The sequence below is a fragment of the Thiothrix fructosivorans genome, assembly GCF_017349355.1.
Lineage (GTDB): Bacteria > Pseudomonadota > Gammaproteobacteria > Thiotrichales > Thiotrichaceae > Thiothrix > Thiothrix fructosivorans.
Map to the genome: position 1 here is coordinate 513,429 of NZ_JAFMPM010000008.1, position 13,797 is coordinate 527,225.

The following is a 13,797-nucleotide window of genomic DNA, read 5'->3' on the forward strand; positions in this document are numbered from 1 at the left end:
AATAACCTCAGTATCTGTTCCGGTGTGATGACTTCATAGCCCAAACGCTTGAGTTCCGCACGGGAAATTACAAGGAAATCGGGATATATTCCCCGATTTCCTATCTTGATCGTTATTCCATCAGTTGAACACTTAAACACGATGAGTTACTTAACTCTCCACTATAAGTATCACGAAGTGTTATTTGCTGACTAGCGGGGTCTAAACCTACAATAGTATAAGTGTGCAAGTTCGTGTTAGAAGCACTCATGCCAAAGAGGCTTATTGTGTTCCTAGTTCTACGCTCAACTTTTTTGTTGATGTATAGTCCTGAACAGCCTTTGGCGCTTGCTGCTGATCGTCGTTGGCTTTCAGCCTGTGCCTTTCTTGTTTCTTGCTCTCTAGATTCTGCTGCCTCGTGAGCTTCATCCACTTTTTTCTTGGCTTCCGCTTGTGCGTGGCGTGTTTTCAAGCTCCAAGGATCGCCAGCTTGCTCGCTCATGGATTTTTTTCTGGAATCGTAGGTTTTGTTGCAATTTTCGCTTTTCATGCTGACATTGCCATCTTCTACTTCAGCCGTGCCATTCACGAGCTTACTGGTTACGCTGTATTGCTTTGCTGGGGTGCAGCTTTCAACGTATTCGATGACAGGTGAAGTGTCGTTGCTGCCATTCGACCAAAGATAAGTGTACCCCGGTTTGAGTTCCAAGGTTTTGGTTGCCTGTTGCGTGGCGGTTTCTTCCGCTTTAATTGCTTGTTGTGTGGCGCTTTCTTCCGCTTTAGCAACGCTTTGGCTGTGCAGGCTCATGATTCCACCTAACAAGAGAAGTCCACCCACCACAGCGGCGGCTTGCCCATCTGACATTTCACTTGTACTAGAAGATGATGAGCCACCAGTAATAGTTTGGTCTGCGAAAACGTATGAACTGTTGGCAATAAGCGAGATTGCCAAGCATGTGCTGAGGATATGCTTTTGCATAGGATGATGCTCCTGATGATTATTAAGGAAGTAAATGCCCGGTACATCATCAATTCTACGAATTACGTAGAGAATGCTCAAGTAGAATTTACGAATATCGTAGGATGTCAAAGCATCCTCAATCATTATTCGGTTCTCGTTTGCGTACAGCGCGAATACGTGCCGGTTTACCGCAGGATCGTTTGGGTGTGTTGATTGGGTTGGATGAGGGATGCAGCAGCGCCCGAATCAGTCGTTACGAAACTGGGACGCATGAACCGCCTTTCGAGACAGCTAAAAGTTTGGCAGCAGCATTGGGTATTCCGGCAGCATATTTCTACTGCGTATCAGACGAACTGGCGGACATCATTCTGGAGAGTCACGACTTATCCGTTGATGAATTAATCAATGTTCTGGAATGGTTGCGTCATCTGAAGCAAGCACATGTAAGTCAATAAACATGATTTATATAAGATTTTTCATTGCGGTACAATCACTCGTGGCACTAACCCCAGTCGCTTGGCACGGCGGGCAAACTTCCGATCATCAAAAGAAGCCATCGCTTCACAATCCCGATAACTGGCATGATGCAGAGCATCGGCAAAATCCAACCCCTGTTCAAAACTGGCAATCGCTTGTTCAACCACATTTCGCTCTTCCAGTGTGATCTGCGGCAATGTGAGCAAATGTTTGAAGACGGTCACAATCTCAGCAGCTTCAAAATGGTAATAACCGCGCATTACCCATTCAAATTCCAGCATGACAGTTTTGGCTACCATCAACGGCTTGCCTGACTCGATGAGTCGTTGGGCGGCTAAACGCTGATGCGTGGCTTCCTTATCGTCCTCATCCTCAATGTAATAGCGGGCAAGAATATTGGTATCTAGTCCAATCATTTTTGCAACAAACTGGCAGGGTCAAAGTCAGCAGGCACAGCTTTACGCTTGCTTTTTAGCAAACCAAATCCGCTAGAGGGAACATCAACAGGCGTGCTTTTTACCTTGATTTCCAGATGATCACGCACCCACTCAAACACCACTTTGCTGCCTGCACGAATGCCCAGTTGCTGGCGGAGTTTCAAGGGGATAGTGACTTGTCCCTTACTGGTGACGGAGGTAACGATTGCCATGAGAATACCTTCAAAAGTAATACCCAGTAAGAATAGCATCGTGTTTTGATTTGGACAACAAACCTGACCTACATCAAACTTATCCACAACCTCACCTTGAATTCCCCCACTTCCCACCCCAGATTTGTCTCATCCGACGCACTCGCGTCCAACCCACATAAACAGGTAGCCCACATGAGAATGGACAAACTCACCAGCAAGTTCCAACTCGCCCTGCAAGACGCGCAATCGCTCGCGTTAGGGCGTGATCACCAATTCATCGAACCCATCCACCTGATGATTGCCCTGCTTGATCAGGAAGGCGGTTCTACTCGCGGTCTGCTGACCAAAGCTGATGTCAACGTCAACCAATTGCGCTCGAAACTCGGCGAAGCGGTTGAGCGTCTTGCCAGCGTTTCCGGCGGCGATGCGGGTAGCGTGCATGTGTCCAACGACCTCAGCAAGCTGCTGAACGTTACCGACAAAATCGCTCAGCAACGCAAAGACCAATACATTTCCTCCGAACTCTTTATCCTCGCCGGACTGGAAGACAAAGGCACGCTCGGCAATCTGTTGCGTGAAACTGGTGCAACCAAAGGCGCGGTGGAAAAAGCCATCGAAGGGATGCGCGGCGGACAAACGGTCAACGACCCCAATGCCGAAGACCAACGCCAAGCCTTGGATAAATACACCATCGACCTCACCGAACGCGCCGAACAGGGCAAGATCGACCCGATCATCGGGCGTGACGAAGAAATCCGCCGCATGGTGCAAATCCTGCAACGCCGCACCAAAAATAACCCCGTGCTGATCGGCGAACCGGGCGTGGGTAAAACCGCGCTGGTCGAAGGCTTGGCGCAACGCATCGTTAACGGCGAAGTGTCCGAAGGCATGAAAGGCAAACGCCTGCTCTCGCTCGACCTTGGCGCATTGCTGGCTGGCACAAAATACCGTGGCGACTTTGAAGAACGCCTCAAAGCCGTGCTCAACGACATCGCCAAAGCCGAAGGCAATATCATCCTGTTCATCGACGAATTGCACACCATGGTCGGCGCAGGCAAAGCCGACGGCGCAATGGACGCAGGCAATATGCTTAAGCCTGCCCTCGCACGCGGTGAATTGCATTGCTTGGGTGCTACCACGCTCGACGAATACCGCCAGTACATCGAAAAAGATGCCGCACTCGAACGCCGCTTCCAGAAAGTGCTGGTCGATGAACCGACGGTGGAAGACACCATCGCCATCCTGCGCGGCTTGCAGGAAAAATACGAAGTGCATCATGGCGTAGAAATCACCGACCCTGCGCTGGTTGCAGCAGCCACGTTATCGCACCGTTACATTACCGATCGCCAGTTGCCGGACAAAGCCATCGACCTGATCGACGAAGCTGCATCCCGCATCCGTGTCGAAATCGACTCCAAACCAGAAGTGATCGACAAGCTCGACCGCCGCCTGATCCAGCTCAAGATCGAACGCGAAGCCTTGAAAAAGGAATCCGACGACGCTTCCAAAAAACGTCTCGCCGACTTGCAGGCTGAAATCGACCGTCTGGAAATCGAATCTGCCGATCTGGAAGAAATCTGGAAAAGCGAAAAAGCCGACGTGCAAGGCACATCCCACATCAAGGAAGCCCTCGACCAAGCGCGGCTCGAATTTGAAACCGCCCGACGTGCGGGCAATTTGCAACGCATGGCGGAACTGCAATACGGGCGTATTCCTGAACTCGAAAGCCAGTTGGCGCAAGCCGACGATGCCGCCGCCCACACCGAATCCAAAGCGCCCAAATTGCTGAAAACCAAGGTGACGGAAGACGAAATTGCCGACATCGTGTCACGCTGGACAGGCATCCCCGTCAGCAAAATGCTCGAAGGCGAAAAGGACAAGCTGCTGAAAATGGAAGAAGTGCTTGCCAAGCGCGTGATCGGGCAAACCGAAGCGGTGGTCGCGGTATCCAACGCCATCCGCCGTGCGCGTGCTGGGCTTTCCGACCCTAATCGCCCCAGTGGTTCGTTCCTGTTCTTGGGGCCTACGGGCGTGGGTAAAACCGAACTCACCAAGGCGTTGGCGACTTTCCTGTTCGACACCGACGACGCGATGGTACGGATTGATATGTCCGAATTCATGGAAAAACATTCCGTTGCCCGCCTGATCGGTGCGCCTCCGGGTTACGTCGGCTATGAAGAAGGCGGCTATTTGACCGAAGCGGTGCGCCGCCGCCCGTACTCCGTGATCTTGCTGGACGAGGTGGAAAAAGCCCATCCCGACGTATTCAACGTGCTGCTGCAAGTGCTGGACGACGGGCGTTTGACCGACGGGCAAGGGCGCACCGTGGATTTCCGCAACACCGTGATCATCATGACCTCCAACCTTGGTTCGCACCTCATTCAAGAGATGTCGGGCGAAGCCAACTACGAGCGCATGAAAGCAGCGGTGATGGAGGTGGTCGGCACGCATTTCCGCCCTGAATTCATCAACCGCATTGACGAAACAGTGGTATTCCATCCGCTGGATCAGGCAGAAATCCGCAAGATTGCGGATATTCAGCTTAATAACCTTCGTAAGCGGTTGGCGGCGCGGGATTTGGGGATTCAGATTACCGATGCGGCGTTGGATTTGTTGGCGGAAGCGGGCTTTGATCCTGTGTATGGTGCTCGTCCGCTCAAACGCGCTATTCAGCAGCAAGTGGAAAATCCGCTGGCACAGCAAATCCTCAGCAGCAAGTTTATGCCGGGGGATACGATTGCGGTGAATGTGGCAGATGGCAGGCTGACGTTTACGGCGTTGGTGGAGCCTGACCAAGCCTAATCTTCTTGCGGCGGGTGGTGCTTGAAGAGCTTCACCCGCCGGATCGTGGTTTTAGGCAGGTTCTGCCGTTGTCAGTAGCGGATAGCATGGTGAAAGCTGATCATCAACATGTAGTAACTGAAACGCTGCGGGTATACCCCTCACAAAACTAAACCTGATTTCATCAGCGGATGACATTTCGCAGTACAACGCCACTTCACCCGGTGGAAGTTCCACTACTGCACTGTCCTCAATGCTGGCAATTTCCACTTGCCCGGACGCTGGTATACGAAAAGGAACTTGAATGCTACGGATACTGTTTGGTGACGGAGAAAATGTTGTGGCATCGGATACCACAATATTGCAGCGCATAACATCCCTGAGTGTTCTGAAAGATACGCTGCCATCCCGCCACGCAAAGCCTTGTGCTGTATGTGCTGGAGACCAGTTATTAAAAGGTTGAGACAACGCTGGGTCAAAAACAGCGATTTGTGCGTAACTGATATTCACAGTGATTTTCTTCATACTGGATTACTCAGCTGTTATTTTAATCTTAGAACCATCGACAAGTCCTCTGCACTGGTTGCCTATGCACGCTCCCGCGCCCATGTTATCACTAGGGTTAACAGCTTTTACACTAGCTCCTTGACCACCTTCCTTAAACATTGCGGGTGGATATTCATCCAATTGTTTGTTCGGTACTTTTTTATATCCTTCAAGTGCTGCTGCACGTCTTGCCGATGCTTGACTTCGATCAATGGTCAGCACATCGGGATGACCGGCTTGAATAGCCTCTCGGATATGTTGAGATGTTTCTGGATATTTTGAACTTGAAACAACAACATCCTTTGCAACAGTAAGGCTATCAGCTTTGCTTGCTATTTTTGCAACTTTTCCGGCCGGAATGTTCTCCACTGTTCCAGCCAAAACAGCCCCTGTCGCTGATAAATATTCTCCTTCATTCCACGACTGCTGGGCTTTAATCACATTTTCCCCGATGCCCTGAATGTCTGGAAAGAGCGCTTCCACTAAGGGGCGGATAAACTCCATTCGTGCTTTCGCAGATTCCAATGATTGCCCTTCAGACCACGACAAGGCTTCCTGATATTCTTCATGTGTTGGAGATCTGGGATTTGTACGTTCAGACAATGCTTGTTCAAAATTACCATTGCTTTGAGGGGATTGTAATGGCCAATGCTGTGTGTAATTAGTAGAGGGTGAAGGTGATGATGAGCCTGTTATTGTGTCTGCCATATTGCTTCCTGCAAAAAAAGTCTTTAATCACGGTGGGGCCTATGTCATAAAGTTACAAAATATTGGCGTCTATATGATTGGTGGTGTTTTTCTTATGATAAAAGGTTGTTTATCTATTATTGATGATTATTTCTTTCAAATAGTGTAATTGCGTAGAATGGGGTGAGGGACGACACCCATCCTACGTTTTATCCCCCCTCAAAATAATCCGTATCCACCTTCTTCACCTCGTAATGCTCAACCACCGATACGCCCACATTGTATTCCACCATCAACGCCGCGAGCTTTTCGCCGTCAATCAAAATAATCCGCGTCTCAATCGAGCGAGCATATTCCTTAGCCTCACGGGAAAAGTTGGAGGTCGTCATGAATATCCCTTTCTTGGCACGTTGCCCTTGCAACGCCCCTGCAAACTTCTGAATTTCAGGGCGACCCACCGTCGCTTCCCAGCGTTTGGCCTGCATGTACAGCACATCTACGCCCAAGCGGTCTTCGTTGATGATACCGTCAATGCCGCCGTCGCCGCTTTTGCCAATGGCGCGACCGGCATCCTGACGATTGCCGCCGTAACCCATTTTGATCAGCAAATCGACCACCAGTTTTTCAAAGAAAGTCGGCGAGGCTTCTTTTACGGTTTCCAGCACTTCTTGTTCAAGGTTGCGGCATAACAAACGGTGGGCGGAGGCGAGGATGTCTTCGGGGGTATCGTCGAAAATCACCTCGGAATCCATGTTCAGTGTTTGCCCGTGGTCGGTTTTACTGGAGTGGCGGCGGTTTTTGAAGTCCTGAAATTCGGGGAAGGCTGCTAGAGTGGCAATGCGGATGCTGACTGGGTTAGCGTTGAGTAATTGCTGCCCGCGTGTGGTAATCACGAAATAACCACGTCGGGGTGAACGTAATGCCCCCGCTTGTTTGAGATAGGAACGTGCCCAACCTACGCGATTGCCAAACACCGATTGCGTGCCACTGGGGAGAATTTCGGTGCGTTCGGCTTCCGTCAAGCGGTATTGGTTGGCAAGCGTGGCGACGGCATCGCGCAGTTTATGTTCTTGTCCATCTGCCGCGAGTTGCAACAGGGGGCGCATCAAGGTTTGGTAGTCAGGTATGGGCATATTTCTCTATCACACAAAAAGCGCGACCAAGGTCGCGCTTTTGTTGGTATGTGGGGAAGATCTAAGCGTTTAAGCGGCTCGCTTGACCAACCCAATAATGAACAATAGGATAACCGCACCTATTACAGCCCAGATCAGCGTGCCAAGCAATGGGCCAACGCCTAAATTAACCGACAAGATGCCACCCACGAATGTACCGATGACTGAGCCAACGATACCGACAACGATGTTACCAATCAGGCCAAAACCTGCGCCTTTCATGATGATCCCAGCTAACCAGCCAGCAACTGCGCCGATGCCCAACATGATTAGAATTTGAGTAATCTCCGCACTCATAAGTAGACTCCTTTGAACTGTGGTAAATTTATGTGTTTCGGCAACTGCCAACAAAGAGTATAGGCATTAATTTTGGCGATTTTATGTAATTGTATTTATTAGGACTATTAACGGTCGTGTTCAGGTGATGAATGACAGAAATAAATAAAAAAGGGTGGCGATTAATCTTGCTGTGGTTATTACCGTTCATGGGAATATCGGACAGCATGGCAGCCACGCGACCGCTGTTGGAAGTGCAGAGTAGCGTCACGATACCGCCTGAGACCATCAATGGCATCACCATTGCTGAATTGTCAGGGCTGGCATGGGATAGCGATGAACAGTTGCTCTACGCCATTTCCGACAAAGGGCGTGTGTTCCATTTCCGGCTGACGTTGGATGGCAATCGCATCAAGGCGGTTGACCCCGTGTATGCGGCTAATCTGAGCGATGCCGAGGGGGACCAGGTGAAAAAAGGGCGGCGCGATTCGGAAGGTTTAACCCTGTTAAATGCTGCCAATGGGAAGCGGGGTGATTCCCAATTGGTGATTGCGCTGGAAGGCGTGCCGCGCATTATTCGTTTCACCCCGCAAGGTCAGGCGCTTAATAATGTCGAATTACCGACAGCGTTGCGTGATAAACGGGCGTACCAGCACGGCAATGATTCGTTGGAGTCGGTTACTTTTCACCCGCGTTACGGCTTTATTACCTCGCCCGAACAGCCATTGCGTGGGCAAGCAGCGGATGTACACACGCTCTATTCCACCAAAGGGCAACGTTGGTCATTCAAAGCCTATCCGACCGACAATAGCGGGATTAGTGCGTTGGAAGCCTTGCCTGACGGCAATATGCTCATCATAGAACGGGCATGGTCGGGCATTCTTAGCCCATTGGTGGTGAGCTTGCGTTATTTGGATTTGCAGCACTGTGCTAAAGCGGGCATTTGCGCGGCACAGGATTTGAAGGTATTTTCCAACTATGTGCTGGTTGATAATTTTGAAGGGCTAACCCATATTCAGGGCAATCAATATTTGATGGTTAGCGATGACGGCGGCGAGGATTTCTTGTCAACAACCTTGACCTTGTTCACCCTTGATGTAGGTACTTAAGTGTATGCGTGATAACCGTTCCGTGTCAGTGTTTCTGTGGGTTTTGTTGGCGGTATTGCTGCTGTGGGTGGCGCAACCGGTGTGGGTGGCGTGGTTTAATGGCGATAGCAGGGGCACACCGCGTACTGTGACCGCACGGGGTGATTTGGCGGAAGCTGAGCAAGCGACCATTGAGATTTTTGAGCGTAATAGCCCTTCGGTGGTGTTTATTACCACGGTGGAGCGCGTCTTAAATCTGTGGAGTCGTGATGTACGCGAAATTCCACAAGGCACAGGGACGGGCTTTGTGTGGGATAAATCGGGGCATGTCGTGACCAATTACCACGTTGTGAAAGGGCAGGATACGGCGAAGATTCGCCTTGCTGATCAGCGTGTGTTTGATGCGGATGTGGTGGGTGCAAGCCCTGAACATGATTTGGCGGTATTGCGTTTGCGTTCATTAGCGGATATGCCACCACCCGTGCAAGTTGGCAGCAGCAGCGATTTGCGCGTTGGGCAGCATGTGTTGGCGATTGGCAATCCCTTCGGCTTGGATCACACCTTAACGGCGGGGGTGATTTCTGCCTTGCGGCGCAGTATTGATGCGGAAGAGGGTGGTAGCATGGAGGGTTTAATTCAAACCGATGCAGCTATTAATCCCGGCAATTCTGGGGGACCATTGTTGGACAGTGCAGGGCGCTTGATTGGGGTGAATGTGGCGATTTATAGCCCATCCGGTGCATCGGCGGGAATTGGATTTGCGATTCCGGTGGATGTGGTAAACCGTGTCGTGCCGCGTTTGGTGAAAGATGGGCGTTACACGCGCCCTGTGCTGGGTGTGGCGATGGATGACACGATCAGCGAAAAAATTAACGCCAAACTGAATACTCAAGGGGTGTTAGTGCTGCGCGTACAACCGAATTCACCTGCTGCACAAGTAGGGTTGCGCGGGACGCAGATTACCGCAAATGACGACTTAATACTGGGCGACATTATCCAAACGATTGACGGTAAGCCTGTGAGTAATACCAATGATTTAAATAGTCTTTTGGATAATTACACCCAGAACAGCACGGTGCGGGTAGGTTTGTTGCGCGAGGGTAAACAAGTGCTGGAAGTGGATGTGGTGCTGTCGTTATTGCGTTAGCCGCTGAGAACAGTTTATCACTTTTGTTCAGTTATCATTAAGATTAATGAGTTGTTTTATATAGAAATAAATCATGACCAATTTTTCTAATCAGCTTGTATAATCCAAGCCACTGAATCTCCTTATCTAGTGACTTGGTTGAGAAGCTTTCAGAACTTTACGCCCATCGATTCCCCCTGTTTCGATGGGCGTTTTCCGTTATGCCTCGTGGTAGAGTTTGCCACCCAATTTCACGAATTCCACCGCTTTTTCCTGCATACCCTTTTGCTGTGCGGCGTAATCGCGCACGTCTTGGGTGATTTTCATCGAGCAGAAATGTGGACCACACATCGAGCAGAAGTGTGCCACTTTGGCAGAATCTTTCGGCAAGGTTTCATCGTGGTATTCACGCGCCCGATCCGGATCTAGCCCCAGATTGAACTGGTCTTCCCAGCGGAACTCGAACCGCGCTTTCGACATGGCATTATCGCGTATCTGTGCGCCCGGCCAGCCTTTTGCCAGATCTGCCGCATGAGCGGAGATTTTATAGGTGATAATGCCGACGCGCACATCTTCCTTATTTGGCAAGCCCAAATGCTCTTTGGGGGTGACGTAGCACAGCATCGCGCAACCGTACCAGCCAATATTTGCCGCACCAATGCCAGACGTAATGTGATCGTAACCGGGTGCAATGTCCGTGACCAAAGGCCCCAAGGTGTAGAAGGGCGCTTCAAAGCAATCCTGCAATTCCTTGTCCATGTTTTCTTTGACCATGTGCAAGGGGACGTGACCGGGACCTTCGATCATCACTTGCACGTCGTGTTGCCATGCGATTTTGGTCAATTCACCCAAGGTTTCCAGTTCAGCAAATTGCGCTTGGTCATTGGCATCCGCAGCAGAGCCAGGGCGCAAACCGTCACCCAGCGAGAAGCTCACGTCGTAAGCTTTCATGATCTCGCAGATGTCTTCAAAATGGGTGTACAAGAAGTTTTCTTGGTGATGCGCCAAGCACCATTTCGCCATGATTGAGCCGCCGCGTGACACGATGCCCGTGAGGCGTTCTGCCGTCATGGGTACGTATGCCAAACGCACGCCTGCGTGGATGGTAAAATAATCCACGCCTTGTTCGGCTTGTTCGATCAGGGTGTCGCGGAAGATTTCCCACGTTAGATCTTCGGCTTTGCCATTCACTTTTTCCAGTGCTTGATAGATGGGCACTGTGCCGATAGGCATCGGGGCGTTGCGCAGAATCCATTCGCGGGTTTCGTGAATATTTTTGCCAGTGGATAAATCCATCAAGGTGTCGCCGCCCCAGCGGGCAGACCATGCCATTTTTTCGACTTCTTCTTCAATGGAAGAGGAAACGGCTGAATTGCCGATATTGGTGTTGATTTTGACGCGGAAATTGCGCCCGATAATCATCGGTTCGAGTTCGGGGTGGTTGATGTTGGCAGGGATAATCGCTCGACCCGCAGCCACTTCGGAACGCACGAATTCTGGGGTGACTTCCGCAGGCAAGTTTGCGCCCCATGCTTGTCCGCCGTGTTGACGCAGTAACTTGGTATAACGTGGGTCATTGCGCAATTCTTGCAAACGCAAGTTTTCGCGGATGGCGACGTATTCCATCTCCGGCGTAATCATGCCTTGGCGGGCATAGTGCATTTGCGAGACATTTCTGCCTGCTTTGGCGCGACGCGGCGCACGCAAATGTGCAAAACGTAGGTGCGCTAATTTCGGGTCATTCTGGCGAGCCGTGCCGAACTCGGAGGTGGGACCGCCGAGCTGTTCGGTGTCGTTGCGTTCCAGAATCCAGTTCAGGCGTACATCGGGAATGCCTTCCAGCAAATTGATGGTGACGTTGGGGTCAGTGAACGGACCAGAGGTGTCATATACCGGAATCGGTGGGTTTTCTTCCGCACCAAAACTGGCAGCGGTGGCGGATTGGTCAATTTCACGTATCCCAACGCGTAGGTCAGGGCGTGAACCTTGCACATACACCTTGCGCGAATTAGGGAACGGTTGGGTAACTTCGCTGGACAGTTCAGCGGTCTTTTTGAGGAAGGACTCGGGTATTGCACTCATTCGTGTTTATGCTCCATGACACATAGGTGGTGGACTGTAACAGATTCATCACCAATCAGGTATAACCCGCAGGTTGTCCTAGGAATCGGTAGCCTTAGTGCGAATCACCAGCACATCGCAGTGCGCTGATTTGACCACTGCATCTGCCGTTGAGCCAAGAAACCCCAAAAACCCTTTCTTGCCACTGTGCGCGAGCACAATCAGATCAACCTGCTTATGCTCAGCGAAGGCTAGAATACTGCTGGTGGTAAAGCCTTCTGTGACAGCCTGCTCCACATGCAGAGGTAAGTTAAATTGCAGGGCTAACAACTGCAAGTCATCTTTGGCGGCGGTGAGTTGTTGCTGATGCAGCTCTTCCGTCAGTAACAGGCTGGAGGTGTCGCCGAACGGTTCTGCGCCGAGGGGGATTTCCTCCACCACATGCAGTAGGCTGAGGCGGGCATCGTAATGTTCGGTCAATTCGCGGGCGCGTTGTACAACTGTGTGGCTGGTGTCAGCAAAGTCAATTGCGGCAAGGATGTGTTGATAGCGGTACATAGTCGTCTTCTCCTCAGTAGATTTTTGTCTGGGATCACAACAATTTTAGTGTAGCGCAAAGCAGATAGACTTGGTTTGAGCTATATCTGTACTTCTCATGATTCAACGGTAGAAGGAGTGTCTGTGTGTAAGTGGTTCGTTAGTCGCGTCACCGATGTGTTGATTGCTTTTGCGTTAGCAACTTTATTGCTGTTGTATGGTGCGTTTAGTCATCCTGACATTTTTCCGCAGCGTTTTTTCGATTATTGGACGGTTGCTGCCCCGAATGCAGTGCCAGCAGCCACTTCTCAGCAAGTTTCTGCGGTCATGCAGGTGCAACGTTGAGCATTATCTGGTATGTTGCGCCCCAGAGCTGATCGGGCAATCGCGGTTTCTTATGCAAGTGAGAAATGGAGGAAAGTCCGGGCTCCATAGGGTAGAACGCCAGATAACGTCTGGGCAGCGTGAGCTGACGGAAAGTGCAACAGAAAGTAAACCGCCTGTGAGCTTGCTCATCGGTAAGGGTGAAAGGGTGCGGTAAGAGCGCACCGCGTCGCTGGTAACAGTCGATGGCACGGCAAACCCCGTTCGGAGCAAGACCAAATAGGAATGCACTGGTGTGACCCGCACTGCATTCGGGTAGGTTGCTAGAGGTATACGGTGACGTATATCCCAGATGAATGATTGTCCAAGACAGAACCCGGCTTACAGATCAGCTCTATTTTTTCTCTACATCTTTTCTCTATTTGCCTTATCTATAATCTTTAAAAAGCGATAATGGCAATTCAGAGCTTAAACTAGTTTCTCATGATTTTTTTTTAACTTATTGATTTTTAATGGCCTTTATTAAAGCATTTCTAGGGTATTTGTTTTATTTTTGGCCTTCATTATTTTATTTAAAATGATTTTTCTCTGATTTTATTGACAGAGTGGGGATGTCTGCCTATATTTCCTCACAAGTGGAAAAAAGTGGAAGAAAGTGGGGGGATTTCCCATTTTGAGTGGAATTAAGCCGTATGTTTCGTGGTATTTCTAGTCTCTCGATTGATCCTAAAGGCAGGCTTGCCATGCCAGCGAAATACCGGGAAGCCATGATGGATAAGGCTGCTGGGCAGATCGTTATCACCGTTGATCACACCGATAAATGCTTGTTGGTGTACCCCTTGGATGAGTGGCTGGCGGTAGAAAAAACCCTCATGTCACTGCCTAATGTGAACAGACGGGTGCGTAATATGCAGCGTCTGATTTTGGGTCACGCCGCTGAATTAGAACTTGATGCACAAGGGCGGCTCTTATTGCCCGCGCCGTTGCGTGAGTATGCGGGGCTAGATAAAAAAGCAGTATTGGTGGGGCAGGCTAACAAATTGGAATTGTGGGATGCTGATAATTGGGAGGCAGCCCGTGCTGCTTGGTTGCAAGAAGCGCAGGACGATGCTGAAGTGAACGATATTTTGAATCAAGTTTCCATGTAAGGA

15 protein-coding genes and 1 other RNA gene are annotated in these 13,797 nt (G+C 50.4%); 7 read left to right on the forward strand and 9 right to left on the reverse strand.

Going from position 1 to position 13,797, the window contains the following annotated elements; translation table 11 throughout:
* Positions 1-112: 112 nt before the first annotated feature.
* Complete coding sequence (locus tag J1836_RS16800; RefSeq protein ID WP_207252273.1) at positions 113-1,084, reverse strand: hypothetical protein; 972 nt, start codon at positions 1,082-1,084, stop codon at positions 113-115.
* On the opposite strand from J1836_RS16800, the gene J1836_RS16805 reads away from it, so the two are divergent.
* Complete coding sequence (locus tag J1836_RS16805) at positions 1,063-1,395, forward strand: helix-turn-helix domain-containing protein (RefSeq protein WP_207252274.1); 333 nt, start codon at positions 1,063-1,065, stop codon at positions 1,393-1,395. The two genes, J1836_RS16800 and J1836_RS16805, sit on opposite strands and share 22 nt — an antisense overlap.
* 21 nt (positions 1,396-1,416) lie before the next feature.
* On the opposite strand, the gene J1836_RS16810 is transcribed toward J1836_RS16805, so the two are convergent.
* Together J1836_RS16810 and J1836_RS16815 are read right to left on the reverse strand one after the other, a co-directional pair.
* Complete coding sequence (locus J1836_RS16810; protein WP_207252275.1) at positions 1,417-1,833, reverse strand: type II toxin-antitoxin system VapC family toxin; 417 nt, start codon at positions 1,831-1,833, stop codon at positions 1,417-1,419.
* Positions 1,830-2,066, reverse strand: coding sequence for an AbrB/MazE/SpoVT family DNA-binding domain-containing protein (locus J1836_RS16815; RefSeq protein ID WP_207252276.1), 237 nt, complete (start codon positions 2,064-2,066; stop codon positions 1,830-1,832). Before J1836_RS16815 ends, J1836_RS16810 begins: the two co-directional genes overlap by 4 nt.
* A gap of 174 nt (positions 2,067-2,240) precedes the next feature.
* Between J1836_RS16815 and clpB the strand changes: the two genes are divergently transcribed.
* A complete protein-coding gene (gene clpB / locus J1836_RS16820) occupies positions 2,241-4,850 on the forward strand; it encodes an ATP-dependent chaperone ClpB (protein ID WP_207252277.1) in 2,610 nt (869 codons plus the stop codon).
* 51 nt (positions 4,851-4,901) lie between these two features.
* Here clpB and comJ read toward each other — a convergent pair whose 3' ends face one another.
* The 4 genes from comJ to J1836_RS16840 all read right to left on the reverse strand — a co-directional run bounded on the left by comJ (position 4,902) and on the right by J1836_RS16840 (position 7,531).
* Complete coding sequence (comJ, locus tag J1836_RS16825) at positions 4,902-5,354, reverse strand: competence protein ComJ (RefSeq protein WP_207252278.1); 453 nt, start codon at positions 5,352-5,354, stop codon at positions 4,902-4,904.
* Between the two features lie 6 nt (positions 5,355-5,360).
* On the reverse strand, positions 5,361-6,083 hold the full coding sequence (locus tag J1836_RS16830; RefSeq protein ID WP_207252279.1) for a NucA/NucB deoxyribonuclease domain-containing protein: 723 nt from the start codon (positions 6,081-6,083) through the stop codon (positions 5,361-5,363).
* A 188-nt stretch (positions 6,084-6,271) separates the two neighbouring features.
* Positions 6,272-7,195: a restriction endonuclease gene (locus tag J1836_RS16835; protein ID WP_207252280.1), complete on the reverse strand. Its 924-nt coding sequence runs from the start codon at positions 7,193-7,195 to the stop codon at positions 6,272-6,274.
* Positions 7,196-7,264: 69 nt separating this feature from the next.
* Positions 7,265-7,531 carry a GlsB/YeaQ/YmgE family stress response membrane protein gene (locus J1836_RS16840; RefSeq protein WP_207252281.1) on the reverse strand — a complete coding sequence of 89 codons (267 nt, stop codon included), beginning with the start codon at positions 7,529-7,531 and terminating at the stop codon, positions 7,265-7,267.
* A gap of 131 nt (positions 7,532-7,662) precedes the next feature.
* Here J1836_RS16840 and J1836_RS16845 point away from each other — a divergent pair, with 131 nt between their 5' ends.
* Positions 7,663-8,619, forward strand: a complete 957-nt coding sequence (locus J1836_RS16845) for an esterase-like activity of phytase family protein (RefSeq protein ID WP_242632895.1) — start codon at positions 7,663-7,665, stop codon at positions 8,617-8,619.
* Positions 8,620-8,623: 4 nt separating this feature from the next.
* A complete protein-coding gene (locus J1836_RS16850) occupies positions 8,624-9,745 on the forward strand; it encodes a S1C family serine protease (RefSeq protein WP_207252282.1) in 1,122 nt (373 codons plus the stop codon).
* A 198-nt stretch (positions 9,746-9,943) separates the two neighbouring features.
* Here the strand turns inward: J1836_RS16850 and thiC are convergent, their stop codons facing one another.
* Both thiC and J1836_RS16860 read right to left on the reverse strand, forming a co-directional pair.
* The gene (thiC, locus tag J1836_RS16855) at positions 9,944-11,806 is read right to left on the reverse strand and encodes a phosphomethylpyrimidine synthase ThiC (RefSeq protein WP_242632896.1); all 1,863 of its coding nucleotides are present in this window, start codon (positions 11,804-11,806) and stop codon (positions 9,944-9,946) included.
* 78 nt (positions 11,807-11,884) lie between these two features.
* Positions 11,885-12,343: a universal stress protein gene (locus tag J1836_RS16860; protein WP_207252283.1), complete on the reverse strand. Its 459-nt coding sequence runs from the start codon at positions 12,341-12,343 to the stop codon at positions 11,885-11,887.
* A 123-nt stretch (positions 12,344-12,466) separates the two neighbouring features.
* On the opposite strand from J1836_RS16860, the gene J1836_RS16865 reads away from it, so the two are divergent.
* The 3 genes from J1836_RS16865 to mraZ all read left to right on the forward strand — a co-directional run bounded on the left by J1836_RS16865 (position 12,467) and on the right by mraZ (position 13,794).
* Positions 12,467-12,667: a hypothetical protein gene (locus J1836_RS16865; protein WP_207252284.1), complete on the forward strand. Its 201-nt coding sequence runs from the start codon at positions 12,467-12,469 to the stop codon at positions 12,665-12,667.
* Positions 12,668-12,691: 24 nt separating this feature from the next.
* Positions 12,692-13,046: RNase P RNA component class A (gene rnpB, locus J1836_RS16870), an RNA gene on the forward strand.
* Positions 13,047-13,338: 292 nt separating this feature from the next.
* On the forward strand, positions 13,339-13,794 hold the full coding sequence (mraZ, locus tag J1836_RS16875; protein ID WP_207252285.1) for a division/cell wall cluster transcriptional repressor MraZ: 456 nt from the start codon (positions 13,339-13,341) through the stop codon (positions 13,792-13,794).
* The last annotated feature ends 3 nt before the right edge of the window (positions 13,795-13,797 follow it).